The organism is Enterobacter sp. 186315 (genome assembly GCF_053290175.1).
The window spans coordinates 135,576-153,132 of the sequence record NZ_JBPTTK010000008.1; the positions used below are offsets into that span (position 1 = coordinate 135,576).

A 17,557-nucleotide genomic window follows, 5' to 3' on the forward strand; every position below is an offset into this window, starting at 1 on the left:
TACGATGAAAATCAGTGATGGAAACTGGCTGATTCAGCCTGGTCTGAACGTAACCTATCCAGTGCAGGTGTTCGACGTGGAGCAGCAGGGCAACGACCTGGTGGTGTACGTGGCGCCGCGCGACGTGCGTGAACGCGCCTGGCAGCTCGACAGCCTGATGTTTACCGTGCGCCTGTTTGCGCCGCAGGAGGGGATTGTCGGGGTGCGTATCGAGCACTTCCAGGGCGCGCTTAATAACGGCCCGCACTATCCGCTCAACGTGCTGAAGGATGTGAAGGTTGAGATTGAAAACAACGACGGGTTCGCCGAGCTGAAAAGCGGCAACATCAGCGTGCGCGTTACCAAAGGCGAGGTCTGGGCGCTCGATTTCCTGCGCAACGGCCAGCGCATGACCGGCAGCCAGCTGAAAAACAACGGCTACGTGCAGGACGACAACACCAGGCGCAACTACCTGTTTGAGCGCCTGGATCTTGGCGTCGGGGAAACGGTCTACGGCCTCGGCGAACGCTTTACCGCGCTGGTGCGCAACGGGCAGACGGTCGATACCTGGAACCGCGACGGCGGCACCAGCACCGAGCAGTCCTACAAAAACATCCCGTTCTACCTGACCAACCGCGGCTACGGCGTGCTGGTGAACCATCCTGAGAACGTTTCTTTTGAAATCGGCTCCGAAAAAGTCTCCAAAGTGCAGTTCAGCGTGGAGGGTGAATACCTTGAGTACTTCGTCATCGACGGCCCGACGCCGAAAGAGGTGCTCAACCGCTATACCCGGTTCACCGGGCGCCCAGCGCTGCCGCCAGCCTGGTCGTTCGGCCTGTGGCTCACCACCTCGTTCACCACCAACTATGACGAAGCGACGGTTAACAGCTTTATCGACGGCATGGCCGAGCGCGACCTGCCGCTGCACGTCTTCCACTTCGACTGCTTCTGGATGAAGGCCTTCCAGTGGTGTGATTTTGAGTGGGATCCGGTCACCTTCCCGGACCCGGAAGGGATGATCCGCCGCCTGAAAGAGAAAGGGCTGAAGGTCTGCGTGTGGATCAACCCGTATATCGGGCAGAAATCGCCGATATTCCAGGAGCTGAAAGAGAAGGGCTACCTGCTCAAGCGTCCGGACGGCTCGCTGTGGCAGTGGGATAAATGGCAGCCGGGCCTGGCGATTTACGACTTCACCAACCCGGACGCCTGCAAATGGTACGCCGACAAGCTGAAAGGGCTGGTTGATATCGGCGTCGACTGCTTCAAAACCGACTTCGGCGAACGTATCCCGACCGACGTACAGTGGTTTGACGGCTCGGATCCGCAGAAAATGCACAACCACTACGCCTACATCTATAACGAGCTGGTGTGGAACGTGCTCAAAGAGACCGTCGGCGAAGACGAGGCGGTGCTGTTTGCCCGCTCCGCCTCCGTGGGCGCGCAAAAGTTCCCGGTTCACTGGGGCGGCGACTGCTACGCCAACTACGAATCGATGGCGGAAAGCCTGCGCGGTGGGCTGTCGATCGGCCTGTCCGGCTTTGGTTTCTGGAGCCACGATATCGGCGGGTTCGAAAACACCGCCCCGGCGCACGTCTACAAACGCTGGTGCGCGTTCGGACTGTTCTCCAGCCACAGCCGCCTGCACGGCAGCAAATCCTACCGTGTGCCGTGGGCGTACGATGACGAGTCCTGTGACGTGGTGCGCCACTTTACCCAGCTGAAATGCCGGATGATGCCGTATCTGTATCGCCAGGCGGCGCTGGCCCGTGAAGTCGGCACGCCGATGCTGCGCGCCATGATGCTGGAGTTCCCGGACGATCCGGCGTGTGATTATCTCGACCGCCAGTACATGCTGGGCGATGCGCTAATGGTGGCGCCGGTGTTTTCCGAAGCCGGCGACGTGCAGTTTTATCTGCCGGAAGGGCGCTGGACGCACCTGTGGCACAACGATGAAATCCAGGGCAGCCGCTGGCATAAGCAGCAGCACGACTTCCAGAGCCTGCCGGTCTACGTGCGTGAAAATACCCTGCTGGCGCTGGGCAACAACACGCAAAAACCGGACTACGCCTGGAACGTGGGGACGGCCTTCCAGCTGTTTAACCTGAGCGATGGCGCAACCGCCGTCAGCGAGGTGCCTGCGGCGGATGGCTCCGTGGTGTTTACCCTGAAAGCGACCCGCAGCGGCGATACCGTGACGCTCACCGCCAGCGGCGAGGCGCAGGACTGGTCGGTGTGCCTGCGTAACGTGCCGCAGATTAGCGGCGTGAAGGGCGGCTCACACGCCGGAAGCGAATGGGGCGTAGTGGTGAAAGCGCAGGGGAATGAGGTGGTGGTTCACCTCTGAGCGGGAAAAAACTGCCCGGTGGCGCTTCGCTTACCGGGCCTACACGGGTTCGTAGGCCGGGTAAGGCATAGCCGCCACCCGGCGATGCGGTGCAGTCTGATGCCCGGTGGCGCTAGCGCTTACCGGGCCTGCGGGTTTGGTGCGGCGGCAACTGTACTCACCTCGCCACCCGCCATCGTCTGCTGCACCTGCTGTTTATCCATATTCACCGCATTCAGCCTGCCGTTCACCGTCGGTTTGAGCGGCGCATTCGCCTGCACGCTGCCGCTGGCGGTGAGCTGGAGATTGCCATCGCCGCTAATCGGCAGCGCGGGCCAGCCCCACTGCTGGATAACGTTCAGCGGCACGCCCCGCCCGTTCAGGCTGACGGTGGTCTGGCGCTGCGGAAGCTGTGAAACCGTCGCCGTTGCTTCCAGAATTCCTTTCTCGGTAAAGGCGCTCAGCTCGGTCACGTTAACCGTGGCGGCGTTGGCGTTCAGGGAGAGCGAAGGGCGACGCACGTCCACGCGGTTAAAGGTCGCCGCCGCGCCGTTCAGGGTGGCGTTCCCGCCCCACACGCCCCATTTGCGGTCTTGCACCAGTTTTAATCCCGCGCCGTAGCCGTCGAGAGAGGTGATTTGCCACGGGAAGGCGGGATCGATATCAATCACCAGGTTGCGGCTCAGGCCGAATTTCTTCAGCGTCACGCTGTTAAGCCACTCCGGCAGAGGATCCATCCACAGCGTTTTCCAGTTCTGCGGCAGGGTATATTCCAGCCCGGCGATGGCGACATCGTCCAGCACCAGCGATTTACCGTCGCGCAGCCAGTTGCCGGAGGTGCGCACCATGCCGCCCTCCCAGCGCGAGGTAAACTGGCGCAGCGCAACGCCCTGCGGGGAAAATTCCGCATTCAGGATCGGGTCGAACAGATGCAGCGAACCGTAAATAAACTCGCTGGCGTTCATCGACAAACGTCCGTCCTGGCTCTGCCAGTCCCCTTTGCTGAGGGTCAGGTTGCGCAAGCTTAAATCGAGATCGGTCACCGCCCAGTCCGGCCCCTGCAAACGCGCGTCGGTCACTTCCAGACGGCCAATCTGCAACGACGGCAGGGTGGTGATGGGGGCAAAGAAGTCCAGCAGCGACTTATCGCTTTGCAGACGGATCTCATTCAGGCGCATGGAGTCGATAACCCAGCTCCCGTCAGCGTTGCGCAGCGCCGAGCCGGTCAGCGAGCCGCGCGCCATGTCCGCACCGATGGTGTTCAGCACCACCTCTTTACCGTTGAGCTGCCCCTCAATCAGCACGTTGCTGGCGGGCACGCCGTTCAGGGTCAGGGAGCCTGCGCTCACCTGAATGCGCGCGTTTTTGCCCAGCACGTTGCCCGCTTCCGGCTGCCACGGGCTGACGCCGCCCGTCACCTTCTGCGCACTCAGATCCCATTCGGTATTCGGGCTGTTAAACGCCATGTTGTTGAGCTGGAGCCGATCCGCCTGGAAGGGCAGCGGCGCGGTTTGCGGCGAGAGATTAAGCGTGCCGTCGACCAGCGTAATGGTGTCCATATGCAGCGGATCGGTTATCTGGCGGCTGCTCAGGCCAATATCAACTTTTTTGGCGACCAGCGTGGCGGGTTGTCCGTCGCGGCCAAAGGTGATGTTTTCCAGAATAAGGTGGGAAGGCGATGAAAAACGGTGATCCATCAGGTCGAAACTGAGTTCGTAATCGGTATTCGCCGTGACCCAGCTACTGACCTGCGACGCGCCCCAGCGGGTCTGGAGCAGAAAATAAAATGCCAGAACGACAAGCAACAGGGCTATCAAAAGATAAACGAGCAGCTTTCCAATAAATTTCATGGTCTTCCATCCCGTAGAACGCACATAAAGGAGTTATGCACGATTTATGCGCAATCCTCAAGGCGGGAATGGTGTAATTAGATGTCACGGCAGGCATTGACTGCCTGCCGTGATGGGGATCAGTTTTTTTCAGGCGGGAAGACGAGGTTCAGTACGATAGCCGTGATACCGCCCGCCGCGATGCCGGAAGAGAGCAGGTTTTTCACCCAGTCCGGAGCGAATTGCAGGATCATCGGCTGCTGAGACACGCCCAGACCGACCGCCAGAGACAGGGCGATAATCATGATCGCGCGGCGGTTCAGCGGCTCGCGAGAGACAATACGCACGCCTGAGGCCGCGATGGTGCCGAACATCACCAGCGTCGCGCCGCCCAGTACCGGCTCAGGGATGTGCTGAACAAAACCGCTCACCGCCGGGAACAGGCCGAGGACGATCAGCATCAGCGCCACCACAAAGCCCACGTAGCGGCTGGCGACGCCGGTCAGCTGGATCACGCCGTTGTTCTGGCCGAAGCAGGAGTTCGGGAAGGTATTGAACACCGCCGAAACAAACGAGTTCAGGCCGTTGGCCAGCACGCCGCCCTTCAGGCGCTTCATATACAGCGGGCCCGAGACCGGCTGCTCGGAAACGTCGGACGTCGCCGTAATGTCGCCGATAGTTTCCAGCGAGGTGATCATAAAGACCAGCATCAGCGGCAGCAGCAGGCTCCAGTCAATGCCCAGGCCGTAATAGAGCGGGGTTGGCACCATAATCAGCGGGCTGTTAGCTGGCGCGGTGTTTTCCGGCAACATGCCCATCGCCCACGCCACCAGATAGCCTGCGGCCATGGCGATCACCAGCGAGGCAACGCGCAGGTACGGGTTGCGCTGGCGGTTAAGCAGAATAATCAGAGCTAAAACCACGCCCGCCAGCAGCAGGTTTTTCGGCGCGCCGAAGGTGTGGTCTGCCATCGCAGAATAGCCGCCGCCGATAGAGGTCAGGCCCACCTGAATCAGCGACAGGCCGATAATCATCACCACCACGCCGGACACCAGCGGGGTGATCACGCGACGCGCCAGGTGCAGAACGCGGGAGATAATCATCTCCGTGCAGCTTGCCAGCATCAGGGTGCCGAACAGCGCCGCCATCATGGTCGGAACATCCGCCCCGCCGGTTTTCAGCGCCGTGCCGCCCATAATCAGCGGGGCGACAAAGTTAAAGCTGGTGCCCTGAATCGACAGCAGACCCGATCCCACCGGACCCCAGGCCTTGATCTGGATAATCGACGCCACGCCGGAGGCAAACAGGGACATGCTGATGATGTGCTGCGTGTCCTGAGCCGGTAAACCGAGCGCCTGGCAGATCAGCAGAGCCGGGGTGATCACCGCCACAAACATCGCCAGTAAATGCTGGCAGGCAGCAAAAAGCGTCTGCGGCAGCGGCGGACGATCTTCAAGGCGATAAATCAGTTCACTGTTATGCTTCTGCGCAATCGGTTGCGCATCGGGAGATTCTATGGTGTTAGCGGACATCGGCGGCAATCCCAGGGTGAAAAGCGGGCATTTTAGCTGACCACCTGGTAAAAGCAAACGATTGCCAGCAAAAAAAGCGACAAATTCCCGCACTTCGAGCAGGTTTTCTACAATCCGGGAAAAAAAGAAATTACACTTTTCGCGCCGACGGTTCATGACGATCGCAAATCGGCCAGGATAACGCCGCGTGTGCATGGAACACGCGCATAAAAGGAGCCTTCTATGATTCATCTCGATACGTTGTCGACGCTTGTTGCCGCAACGCTGGTCTTGCTGCTTGGCCGCAAGCTGGTGCATAGCGTTTCCCTTCTGAAGAAATACACCATTCCTGAACCCGTCGCCGGTGGACTGCTGGTGGCGCTAGCCCTGCTGGTGCTGAAAAAGAGCATGGGCTGGGAAATCGATTTTGATATGTCCCTGAAAGACCCGCTGATGCTGGCGTTCTTCGCCACCATCGGCCTGAACGCCAACCTCGCGAGCCTGCGCTCCGGCGGTAAAGTGCTCGGCGTGTTTCTGATTGTGGTGGTGGGGCTGCTGCTGATGCAAAACGCTATTGGTATCGGCATGGCGTCCCTGCTGGGGCTGGATCCGTTAATGGGTCTGCTGGCCGGCTCAATTACCTTGTCGGGCGGCCACGGTACGGGCGCTGCGTGGAGCAAGCTGTTTATCGAGCGCTACGGTTTTGAAAACGCGACCGAAGTGGCGATGGCCTGCGCCACCTTTGGCCTGGTGCTGGGCGGGCTGATTGGCGGCCCGGTAGCGCGCTATCTGGTTAAGCACTCCACCACGCCAGACGGCAGACCGGACGATGAGCTGGTGCCGACGGCCTTTGAAAAACCGGACGTCGGGCGCGTGATCACCTCGCTGGTGCTGATTGAAACCATCGCGATGATTGCCATCTGCCTGACGGTCGGGAAGCTGGTTGCGCAATGGCTGGCGGGCACGGCCTTCGAGCTGCCGACCTTTGTCTGCGTGCTGTTTATCGGCGTGATCCTCAGCAACGGTCTGGCGCTGATGGGCTTTTACCGCGTGTTTGAGCGGGCGGTGTCCGTGCTGGGTAACGTCTGCCTGTCGCTGTTCCTGGCAATGGCGCTGATGAGCCTCAAACTGTGGGAGCTGGCTTCACTGGCGCTGCCGATGCTGGCGATTCTGGCGGTGCAGACGCTGTTTATGGCGTTCTATGCCATCTTCGTCACCTGGCGGATGATGGGCAAAAACTACGATGCGGCGGTGCTGGCGGCGGGGCATTGCGGCTTTGGTCTGGGGGCGACGCCAACGGCTATCGCCAACATGCAGGCCATCACTGAACGTTTCGGGCCATCGCATATGGCGTTTCTGGTGGTGCCGATGGTCGGCGCGTTCTTTATTGATATCGTCAACGCGCTGGTGATCAAGCTGTACCTGATGCTGCCGATTTTCGGCTGATATCAGGCGTTGGAATAACGTTCGGTTTCCGGCATCCAGCGTTCAATTAACGCTGCCGCCTGTTCGGGGTAGCGTTCGTGAATATGCCGCGCAAGGCGCTGAACTTCGGGGATCATGGCCTGATCGCGCAGCAGGTCGGCCACTTTAAATTCCGCATTCCCGGTCTGGCGGGTGCCGAGCAGTTCGCCAGGGCCGCGGATCTCCAGATCTTTTTGCGCAATCACGAAGCCATCGTTGCTGTCGCGCAGCACCTGCAAACGCATCTGCGCGGTTTTTGACAGCGGAGCTTTATAGAGCAATACGCAGTGGGAGGCCACCGCACCGCGCCCGACGCGACCGCGCAGCTGGTGAAGTTGCGCAAGACCCAGACGCTCCGGGTTCTCGATAATCATCAGGCTGGCGTTCGGGACGTCCACGCCCACTTCGATCACCGTGGTGGCGATCAGCAGATGCAACTCTCCCTGCTTGAAAGACTGCATTACCGCCTGCTTCTCGGCAGGCTTCATGCGCCCGTGAACCAGACCCACGTTCAGCTCCGGCAGCGCCAGTTTGAGCTCTTCCCACGTGGCCTCGGCGGCCTGCGCTTCGAGCAGTTCAGACTCTTCAATCAACGTGCAGACCCAGTACGCCTGACGTCCTTCCTGCGTGCAGGCGTTGCGCACGCGGTCGATGATATCGCTGCGGCGCGTGTCCGGGATGGCAACGGTGGTGACAGGCGTTCGGCCCGGCGGCAGTTCGTCGATGGTGGAGGTATCCAGATCGGCATAGGCCGTCATCGCCAGGGTGCGCGGAATCGGGGTTGCGGTCATGATCAGCTGATGCGGATGGAAGCCCTGTTGCAGCCCCTTTTCCCACAGCGCCAGACGCTGATGCACGCCAAAGCGGTGCTGTTCGTCGATAATCACCAGCGCCAGGCCGTTAAACTGCACCTGCTCCTGGAAGATGGCGTGGGTCCCGACGATCATTTGCACCGCGCCGCTGGCAATCGCGTCCTGCTGCGCCAGCCGCGCCTTACCCTTTTGTTTACCCGCAAGCCAGCCCACTTCAACGCCAAGCGGGGCGAACCAGCTGCGGAAGTTGTTGGCGTGTTGCTCGGCCAGCAGTTCCGTTGGTGCCATCAATGCCACCTGTTTGCCGTGGGCAATGGCGCGCAGGGCGGCAAGGGCAGCAACCAGCGTTTTCCCGGAGCCGACATCGCCCTGCACCAGGCGCATCATCGGCACATCCAGCGCCATATCCCGTTCCACTTCTGCAACCACGCGCGCCTGCGCGCCGGTCGGCTTAAACGGCAGCGAGGCCAGCAGCTTATCTTTTAAATCATCGCGGACGCTCAGGGGCTGAGCGTGGAAGCGCTGCGCGCCTGCACGGAGCGCCAGCATACTCAGGTTATGCGCCAGTAATTCTTCAAGGATAAGCCGCCGCTGGGCCGGATGCTGGCCGCTTTCTAAATCGCTCAGCTGGAGCGACGGCGGCGGACGGTGCAGCGTGCGCAAGGCCTGCGGCAGGCTCATCATCCCCTGCGCCAGCTCGGGCGGCAGCAGCTCGGTGATGGCGCAGGTATCCAGCAGCTCAAGCGCCTGATCGGTCAACTTGCGCAGCGTCGCCTGCTTGATGCCTTCGGTGGTCGGGTAGACCGGGGTGAGGGTTTCCTGCAACTCCGGGGTGCTGAGATCGCCCTGCACACGGTATTCCGGATGGATAATCTCTGCGCCATATTTGCCGCGCTTGGCTTCGCCATAGGCCAGCACGCGTCGGCCCGTCGCCAGGCTATTTTTCATCGCCGCGCTGAAGTTGAAAAAGCGCATGGTGAGAATGCCGGTCCCGTCGCTGATCTGGCAGGTCATCATCCGGCGTCCGCCGAAGGTGATGTTGCAGTTCAGCACCTCGCCTTCCACGGTGGCATAAATGCCCGGCAGCAGATCGCCAATTTTATAAAGCTGGGTGCGGTCTTCGTAACGCAGGGGGAGGTGGAGCAGGAGATCCTGCACCGTATGCAGGCCAATCTTCGCCAGTTTACTGCTTTGCGCTGCGCCCACGCCGGTCAGCGTATTGAGCGGAATGGCATCCAGCAGGCGGCCTTTCATCAATTACCCTGCGTACTGCATGGTGGCCCACCACTCGGCATCGGCTTCGATTTCGCCCTGCGCGTTGACGTGGGGGTAAGGGAGCTGTTTCTGCTTCGCCACGCGAGCCAGCACCGGGTAGCCGCCTTCAAACAGCAGGCGCTGCTGTTCGTCTTCCGGCAGCATACTGTTGCTGCGTTCGTACATCCCGGCGTTCTGACGCTGGCGCTGCGCTTCATACAGAATGAGCGCAGAGGCCACGGAGACATTCAGCGACTGCACCATGCCGATCATCGGGATGATGATGTCCCGATCCGCCAGATCCAGCGCTTCCTGGGTGATCCCGGTTTTCTCCTGACCCATCAAAATACAGGTCGGGCGGGTGTAGTCTATTTCGCGGAAATCAACGGCGTTGTCGGAGAGATGGGTCGCGAGGATCTGCATACCGCGGCCTTTCAGATGCGATACGGCGTCGCCAATGGTCTGATGGGACTTAACCGATACCCAGCTGTTGCTGCCTGCGGCGGCGGACAGCATGGTACGCATACGGTGACCGGACCAGACGGCGTGGACTTCATGCACGCCCACGGCGTCTGCGGTACGGATAACGGCAGAAACGTTATGAGGCTTATGAACCTGCTCCATGCAGACCGTCAGATCGGGCTGGCGTCTGGCGAGCATTTCACTGATACGCTCGTAACGTTTTAAATTCATAAACACGTCATCCTTCAAATTGCCTCGGCGTTGGCTGCACTCATTCACCCCAGTCACGTACTTCTGTACGCTCCTGGGGATTCATTCGCTTGCCGCCTTGATGCAATTCGAATGATTTTGTGTTTAGCACTAGTTTCGGTTACGGGTGACTTTAATCACATCCGGCATGACGCGGATTTTGCGCATGATGTTCGCCAGATGCACACGGTCACGGGCGGTCAGACGGATAAACGCGCTATATACGCGACCATCTTTTTCTTCCGTGTTCAGGCTTTGAATATTGGAAGACGCCGTGTTGATCGCCGCCGTCAGGTTCGCCAGCGCGCCCTGATGGTTAAACATATCCACCTTGATTTCGGTGATAAATTCCTGCGCGGTCTCTTTATCCCACTCAACCGCCATGAACTTCTCAGGCTCTTTCTGGTAGCCACGGATGTTACGGCAGGACTCGTGGTGGATCACCAGCCCTTTGCCAGGGCTGACGTGCGCAATAATCGGGTCGCCCGGAATAGGTCGGCAGCATTTGGCGAAGGTGATAAGCACCCCGTCAGCGCCTTTGATCGGCAGATGACCGTGACCCTGAGCGGTCAACGGTACGGCAGCCGCATCGGCCTGCTGCAAGTTCTTCGCTACCACCACGCTCATGGCGTTGCCAAGACCGATTTCAGCAAGCAGATCGTCAAGCGACGCCAGCTTCATGCGCTCCAGCTCGTGCTGGATATTCTCTTTTGGGATCTCAGCGAGCTTACGGCTGCCGCCCAACGCGTGGTTGAGCAGACGACGCCCCAGGCTGACGGAATCATCGCGCTTGAGGTTTTTCAGCAGCTGACGAATTTTTGCGCGCGCTTTGGAGCTGACGACAAAGTTCAGCCACGCCGCGTTCGGACGGGCGCCCGGCGCGGTAATAATTTCGACCGTCTGGCCGCTGAAAAGCGGCTGAGACAGCGGATAAGGCTGTCTGTCGACGCGCGCGCCAACGCAGGCATGACCGATATCGGTGTGCACCGCGTAGGCGAAGTCGACCGGCGTTGCACCAGCAGGCAGCTCGACAATGCGCCCTTCTGGTGTGAAAACGTAAATCTCATCCGGGAAGAGATCGGATTTAACGCTCTCGATAAATTCAAACGAGCTACCGGCGCTCTGTTGCAGCTCCAGCAGGCTTTGCATCCAGCGCTGCGCACGGATTTGCGCCGTGGTACTGCTCTCGCCACCGTGCTCTTTATAAGCCCAGTGTGCGGCCACACCCATTTCTGCCATCTGGTCCATGTCTTCGGTGCGAATTTGCACCTCAACAGGCACGCCGTGAGGACCGATCATCGAGGTGTGCAAAGATTGATAGCCGTTCGCTTTTGGAATGGCAATGTAGTCTTTGACGCGACCCGGACGCGGCTTGTACAGGCTGTGCATCTGGCCCAGAACGCGATAGCAGGTGTCGGAATCACGGACGATCACGCGGAAGGCGTAGATATCCATAATCGAGTGAAAACGCTGCTCTTTAAGCACCATTTTGCAGTAGATGGAGTACAGATGTTTTTCGCGCCCGCTAACGCTGCACGGAATTCCCGCTTCCTGTAAACGTCCTTCGATTTCAGAGAGGATCTTTTGAATCATCTCTTTACGGTTGCCTCGTGCGGCTTTCACCACCTCTTTAATCACGCGATAGCGGTTTGGGTACAGCGCTTCAAAACCCAGCTCTTCCAGCTCGGTTTTAATGTGATGAATACCTAAACGGTGTGCCAGCGGGCTGTAAATTTCGAGAGTTTCACGGGCAATGCGGCGACGTTTATCCGGGCGAAGTGAGCCCAGCGTGCGCATGTTGTGGGTACGGTCTGCGAGTTTGATGAGTATGACGCGGATATCCTGCACCATCGCCATAATCATCTTGCGGAAGTTTTCGGCCTGCGCCTCTTTCTTGTCGCGGAATTTAAGCTTATCAAGCTTAGAGACCCCTTCCACCAGTTCGGCAACGCTTTTGCCAAACAGCTGTTCCATATCCTGGTAGGTGGCGGGGGTATCTTCGATCACGTCATGCAGCAGGGCGGCCATCAGCGTTTCGTAGTCGAGTTTCATCTCGGCCAGAATACAGGCCACCGCTACCGGGTGCGTGATATAGGGTTCACCGCTTGAACGTGTCTGGCCCTCGTGAGCGTCACGTGCAACGAGATAAGCCTGCTGAAGACGCTTAATCTGGTCTTCAGGCAGGTAGGTTTGAATCAGCTGATTCAGGCTTTCAAACAGATACAAGGGCGACCCGCAGGTTTAATTAACGACGACCTTCAGCAATGGCGGTGACGGCCTGCAATTCTGCGGCTTCCTGCTCTTGCTGCTCCTGGCGCTCACGCACGTCGAGGATCTGATTGTTGATCAGACCTTCTTCGATTTCGCGAAGTGCAATAACGGTGGTTTTATCGTTTTCTTCCGGTACCAGCGGATCTTTGCCGCCTACCTGCATCTGACGAGCGCGACGCGCGGCGACCAGCACCAGGTCAAAACGGTTACCAATTTTCTCTACAGCGTCCTGAACAGTTACGCGTGCCATACTTAAAATGCTCCACAGGTGAAGAAATGACTGGGCATGATACTGAAAGTGGGTTCAGTCTGCCAACAGTTTGGTGATTAATGCGTCATGTCGCTGCTTCTGGCGGCTCATACGCAGACGTTCTGCACGAAGAATGGTTTTGAGATCGCTGAGTGCGGCATCAAAATCATCATTCACAATAAGGTAATCATATTCCGCGTAATGGCTCATTTCTGCAACTGCCTGCTCCATACGCTTTGCAATCACTTCTTCGCTGTCCTGGCCGCGCCCACGCAGGCGGCGATCCAGCTCGTCTTTCGACGGCGGTAAAATAAAGATACTGCGGGAATCAGGCATTTTCTTGCGAATCTGCTGCGCACCCTGCCAGTCAATATCCAGGAACACGTTTACGCCTGTCGCCAGAACCTGCTCGATGGTTTCACGCGAGGTGCCGTAGTAATTACCGAACACTTCGGCATGTTCAAGAAACGCATCTCTGTTAATCATCGCCCGAAATTCGTCGTGATCCACAAAGAAGTAGTGTTCACCGTGCACTTCACCAGGACGCGGCGCGCGCGTGGTGTGAGAAACAGAAACCTGTGTGTCGTACAACGGTTGGGTTTTTAACAGCGCCTGAATCAGGCTGGATTTACCCGCGCCACTAGGGGCAGAAACAATATAAAGCGTGCCTTGAGCCATGAGAGTCTTTTGTATGTGTTAGCGAAGAAGTCTTACATACGGGTTTATTATACACGTCGCCGCTCTGTGACGTAGCCTTTGTCACACTTTTTCCCCTGGATTGTTGAATTTTGCGTACCGTTTTCCGGTTTTACGCCCGTTTTGCTGCAACAAAAATAATCCCTGGATAACGCCTCGCAAACTGCGCTTTTGGCGTTAGCGCTCTGATGCGCATCGCGTTATACCTCTCGTCCGTTAAAGGAGGTGTTCGATGTGGCGATGGATAAGCTCAGTAATGTTGTTGTGGTGCGGCTATAGCCAGGCGGTGTGTCCGGTCTGGTCACCGGCAAAAGCAGAAAAAGAGATGGCGATGCTGGGGGCGCAGATCAAGCGCTGGGATGATGCCTACTGGAAACAGGGCGTGAGTGAGGTCAATGACGACGTTTACGATCGACTTAACGCGCGGCTGAAGCAGTGGCAGCGCTGCTTTGACAGCGAGTCCCCGGAACTTGCGATCCCCGCGCTTACCGGCAGCGTAAAGCATCCCGTTGCCCATACGGGTGTGCAAAAGGTTTCCAGTAAAGTGGCGCTTTCGCAATGGATGCGCGCGCGTCGCGATCTGTGGATGCAGCCAAAAGTCGATGGCGTTGCGGTGACGCTGGAGTATCGCAACGGCACACTCGCTCGGGCAGTGAGTCGGGGCAATGGCATTCAGGGCGAAGACTGGACCGAACAGGTGCGCTTAATACCTTCTATCCCCAAAATGCTGCAAGGTGCGCTGGCAAACAGCGTATTACAGGGGGAGCTTTTTCTGTTGAGCGAAGGGCACATCCAGCAGCAAATGGGTGGCATGAACGCCCGCGCGAAAGTGGCGGGAGCCATGATGCGGCAAACGGATAAATCACTGTTGAGCCGTATCGGTCTGTTTATCTGGGCCTGGCCGGACGGCCCGGCAACGATGCAGCAGCGCCTTGCAATCTTTGAGAATGCCGGTTTCAGCCATACGGTGCGCTATACGTTGCCAGCACGCTCCGTTGAGGGCGTCGGGAAACAGCGCGCGCACTGGCTGACATCGCCACTGCCGTTTGCAACGGATGGCATTATCGTTCGCTCTGGGAGCGAGCCATCGGGTGAACGCTGGCTACCGGGTGAAGGGCACTGGGTGGCTGCGTGGAAGTATGACCCGGTTTCGCAAGTCGCACAGGTGAACGATATTCAATTTACGGTGGGAAGAACGGGCAAGATATCCGTGGTGGCTACGCTCGAGCCGGTACTGCTTGATGATAAGCGCGTGCAGCGGGTGAGCCTGGGCTCGGTCGAACGCTGGCAGAGGCTGGATATCGCGCCAGGGGATCAGATCCAACTGAGCCTTGCCGGGCAGGGGATCCCCCGGTTCGATAAGGTGGTCTGGCGGGGGCAGGACAGACAAAAGCCGCAGCCACCCACGGGGCGCTTCAATTCGCTGACCTGTTTTTATGCCTCACCTGGATGCATGGAGCAGTTTATTGCCCGGCTGACGTGGCTAAGCTCGAAGCAGGTGCTGGATATCGACGGCGTGGGGGAGTCCGGCTGGCGTGCGCTTCATCAGGCGCACCGTTTTGAGCATATTTTCTCGTGGCTGTTGTTAACGCAGGCTCAGCTACGGGCGACTCCGGGGTTTTCTCCTGCGCGGGGAGAAGCGCTATGGCATCGTTTTAATCTGACGCGCGATAAACCCTTTATCCGGTGGGTGACAGCGATGGGGCTACCGCTGGCTCGCGCTTCATTAAACGCCGTGGCGGGTATGTCATGGCAGGAAATGCGAAGGCAAAATGTGACGGACTGGCGAGCGCTGCCGGGAACCGGGGAAGAGAAATCACAGCAAATCGTTCACTGGATCCATCAGCCACAGATCGATGCGCTGGCTAACTGGCTTGCGAAGCAGCGCATTACCGGGTTTTAACTCAGTGGGCGTTGTGCTTGTAATGAAACACGGGCAGGCCGAGCTTCAGGCGCAGCGCCAGCATTCTGGCAGTAAAGCCGAACAGTAGCGTGGAGATAACCACGACATCGTGGTTAGAGACATAGTGCTGTAGCGCAACGTAAAGCACCGCCGCCGCAAAAGAGATCCCCGCATACAGCTCTTTCTGAAAAACCAGCGGGATGCGTTTGCAGAACATATCCCGCAGCACGCCACCAAATACCCCGGTGACCACGGCGGCGATGGTCGCAATAACCGGGCCTTCACCCATATCCAGCGCGATTTGCGCGCCGATGATAGAGAAGACGATAAGCCCCAGCGCATCCAGTACCAGGAATAGCTTACGCAGATGGGGCATCACGGGTGCCACAATGGTGGTTAATACCGCAGCGGTTGCCACGATGATGACGTATTCAGGGTTCTTCACCCAGCCGAGCGGATAATGGCCCAGCAGCATATCGCGCACGGAGCCGCCGCCGAGTGCGGTCGCCGTAGCGATGATGATCACGCCGAAGGTATCCATGCGGCGGCGTCCGGCAGCCAGCGCCCCGGTCATCGCTTCTGCGGTAATGCCAATGAGATAAAGAATGTGAAGCAGCATATAACCTCCGGTATGTAGGGCTGGAGGTTAACGATTTGTGCGCAGGATCACGATTGAGATTTTCTAAGGCGAATCAATTTGCCCTATAAATTTTTATCAATAACGCCAGGAAGAGGCTTGAGACTAGCGGTAGCAGGAAAAATTTCAGGATAAAGAGGATTAGAAATAATAATGGGTGGCATCGAGCGACACCACCCGTTAAGCATTACTCGATGTTCTGGATCTGCTCGCGCATCTGCTCAATCAGCACTTTCAGCTCGATCGCAGAGTTGGTTACTTCGGCGTTAATCGACTTGGACGCCAGGGTGTTCGACTCGCGGTTGAACTCCTGCATCATAAAGTCGAGGCGTCGGCCAACCGCTTCTTTCTTCTTCAGAATGTTGTAGGTCTCTTTAACGTGCGCTTCCAGACGATCCAGCTCTTCGGCGACGTCAACGCGCTGCGCCATCAGCACCAGCTCTTGTTCCAGACGGGTGTTTTCCAGCTGTACTTCCGCTTCTTCCAGTTTGGCAACCAGGCGCTCGCGCTGCCATTGCAGCACTTCTGGCATGTGGGTACGCACTTTCGCGACTTCGGTGCTTACGCCTTCAAGACGCTGCTCGATCATGGCTTTCAGAGCCTGACCTTCAGTTTCACGGGCAACGATAAAGTCATCCAGCGTGCCGTCGAGCGCGGCAAGAATTTCAGAGGCGATGGCATCCAGATCCTGTTCACCGGCAGCCATAACGCCAGGCCAGCGCAGAATATCAACGGGGTTAATTTCACCCTCGTCGCTCTGCATTTTGACCCAGTTCGCCGCGTTTACGAGCTGTTTTGCCAGTTTTTCATTGAGGATCAGCTCGCCCTGCGCGCTGGCATCTGGCTCAAAGCGCAGATTACATTCCACTTTGCCGCGCGTCAGACGGGTACGGATACGCTCGCGCACAACAGGCTCAAGGCTGCGGAACTGCTCCGGCATACGGAAATAGGTTTCCAGGTAGCGCTGGTTTACCGAGCGCATTTCCCAGGTCGCGCTGCCCCAGCTGCCCTTGATTTCACGCCGGGCGTAGGCGGTCATACTGCGGATCATAGACATTCCCGTTTTTAAAGGAGAGATGGGGGGATTATAGCTTTCAGGGCTTTGTCAGGATAGGAATAAGCGCGTTTAATCCGTATAATGCGCAGCCACATTCGTTTCAAGCCGGAGAATTCATCATGCGTCCAGCAGGCCGTAGCGCTAATCAGGTGCGCCCCGTCACCCTGACCCGTAACTATACAAAACACGCTGAAGGCTCCGTGCTGGTTGAATTTGGTGATACCAAAGTTCTCTGCACCGCGTCCATTGAAGAAGGCGTCCCGCGTTTCCTGAAAGGCCAGGGCCAGGGGTGGATCACCGCTGAATATGGCATGTTGCCGCGCGCAACCCATACCCGTAACGCCCGTGAAGCGGCGAAGGGTAAGCAGGGTGGCCGTACTATGGAAATTCAGCGTCTTATCGCCCGTGCGCTGCGCGCGGCAGTTGATCTGAAAACGCTGGGTGAGTTCACCATTACCCTGGACTGCGATGTGATTCAGGCTGACGGCGGTACGCGTACGGCGTCTATTACCGGTGCCTGCGTTGCGCTGGCCGATGCCCTGAACAAACTGGTTGCCGCAGGCAAGCTCAAAACCAACCCAATGAAAGGGATGGTTGCCGCGGTTTCTGTTGGCATCGTTAACGGCGAAGCGCTTTGCGATCTGGAATATGTCGAAGATTCCGCAGCCGAAACCGACATGAACGTGGTGATGACCGAAGACGGTCGAATCATTGAAGTGCAGGGCACGGCGGAAGGCGAGCCGTTCACCCACGAAGAGCTACTCACCCTGCTGGCGCTGGCCCGAGGGGGAATCGAATCCATTGTAACGACGCAGAAGGCGGCGTTAGAAAATTGATTTTAAAGGCGACTGATGAGTCGC

General features: G+C 58.1%; 13 protein-coding genes. 4 read left to right on the plus strand and 9 right to left on the minus strand.

Annotated features, from left to right (window positions below):
• The first annotated feature begins 4 nt into the window (after positions 1–4).
• On the plus strand, positions 5–2,323 hold the full coding sequence (gene yicI / locus ACSVHP_RS11645; protein WP_447551997.1) for an alpha-xylosidase: 2,319 nt from the start codon (positions 5–7) through the stop codon (positions 2,321–2,323).
• Between the two features lie 119 nt (positions 2,324–2,442).
• Here the strand turns inward: yicI and ACSVHP_RS11650 are convergent, their stop codons facing one another.
• On the minus strand, positions 2,443–4,152 hold the full coding sequence (locus tag ACSVHP_RS11650; RefSeq protein ID WP_447551998.1) for an AsmA family protein: 1,710 nt from the start codon (positions 4,150–4,152) through the stop codon (positions 2,443–2,445).
• A gap of 119 nt (positions 4,153–4,271) precedes the next feature.
• Complete coding sequence (locus tag ACSVHP_RS11655; protein WP_417313423.1) at positions 4,272–5,663, minus strand: nucleobase:cation symporter-2 family protein; 1,392 nt, start codon at positions 5,661–5,663, stop codon at positions 4,272–4,274.
• 222 nt (positions 5,664–5,885) lie between these two features.
• On the opposite strand from ACSVHP_RS11655, the gene gltS reads away from it, so the two are divergent.
• A complete protein-coding gene (gene gltS / locus ACSVHP_RS11660) occupies positions 5,886–7,088 on the plus strand; it encodes a sodium/glutamate symporter (RefSeq protein ID WP_447551999.1) in 1,203 nt (400 codons plus the stop codon).
• Between the two features lie 2 nt (positions 7,089–7,090).
• Here gltS and recG read toward each other — a convergent pair whose 3' ends face one another.
• The 5 genes from recG to gmk form a co-directional block, all read right to left on the minus strand.
• Entirely contained in the window at positions 7,091–9,172 is a 2,082-nt protein-coding gene (gene recG, locus ACSVHP_RS11665) for an ATP-dependent DNA helicase RecG (RefSeq protein WP_417313616.1), read from the minus strand.
• Between the two features lie 3 nt (positions 9,173–9,175).
• On the minus strand, positions 9,176–9,865 hold the full coding sequence (gene trmH / locus ACSVHP_RS11670; RefSeq protein ID WP_447552000.1) for a tRNA (guanosine(18)-2'-O)-methyltransferase TrmH: 690 nt from the start codon (positions 9,863–9,865) through the stop codon (positions 9,176–9,178).
• A 129-nt stretch (positions 9,866–9,994) separates the two neighbouring features.
• A complete protein-coding gene (gene spoT, locus ACSVHP_RS11675; RefSeq protein ID WP_447552001.1) occupies positions 9,995–12,109 on the minus strand; it encodes a bifunctional GTP diphosphokinase/guanosine-3',5'-bis pyrophosphate 3'-pyrophosphohydrolase in 2,115 nt (704 codons plus the stop codon).
• 19 nt (positions 12,110–12,128) lie between these two features.
• Complete coding sequence (gene rpoZ, locus ACSVHP_RS11680) at positions 12,129–12,404, minus strand: DNA-directed RNA polymerase subunit omega (RefSeq protein ID WP_000135058.1); 276 nt, start codon at positions 12,402–12,404, stop codon at positions 12,129–12,131.
• A 54-nt stretch (positions 12,405–12,458) separates the two neighbouring features.
• Positions 12,459–13,082 (minus strand): guanylate kinase, encoded by a 624-nt coding sequence (gene gmk / locus ACSVHP_RS11685; RefSeq protein ID WP_234674147.1) that lies wholly within the window; start codon positions 13,080–13,082, stop codon positions 12,459–12,461.
• A 250-nt stretch (positions 13,083–13,332) separates the two neighbouring features.
• On the opposite strand from gmk, the gene ligB reads away from it, so the two are divergent.
• Positions 13,333–15,003: an NAD-dependent DNA ligase LigB gene (gene ligB, locus ACSVHP_RS11690; protein ID WP_447552002.1), complete on the plus strand. Its 1,671-nt coding sequence runs from the start codon at positions 13,333–13,335 to the stop codon at positions 15,001–15,003.
• Between the two features lies 1 nt (position 15,004).
• Here the strand turns inward: ligB and ACSVHP_RS11695 are convergent, their stop codons facing one another.
• Together ACSVHP_RS11695 and ACSVHP_RS11700 are read right to left on the minus strand one after the other, a co-directional pair.
• On the minus strand, positions 15,005–15,622 hold the full coding sequence (locus ACSVHP_RS11695; protein WP_234674149.1) for a trimeric intracellular cation channel family protein: 618 nt from the start codon (positions 15,620–15,622) through the stop codon (positions 15,005–15,007).
• Positions 15,623–15,827: 205 nt separating this feature from the next.
• Positions 15,828–16,691, minus strand: a complete 864-nt coding sequence (locus ACSVHP_RS11700) for a YicC/YloC family endoribonuclease (RefSeq protein ID WP_234674150.1) — start codon at positions 16,689–16,691, stop codon at positions 15,828–15,830.
• A 125-nt stretch (positions 16,692–16,816) separates the two neighbouring features.
• Here ACSVHP_RS11700 and rph point away from each other — a divergent pair, with 125 nt between their 5' ends.
• A complete protein-coding gene (rph, locus tag ACSVHP_RS11705; protein ID WP_013094888.1) occupies positions 16,817–17,533 on the plus strand; it encodes a ribonuclease PH in 717 nt (238 codons plus the stop codon).
• The last annotated feature ends 24 nt before the right edge of the window (positions 17,534–17,557 follow it).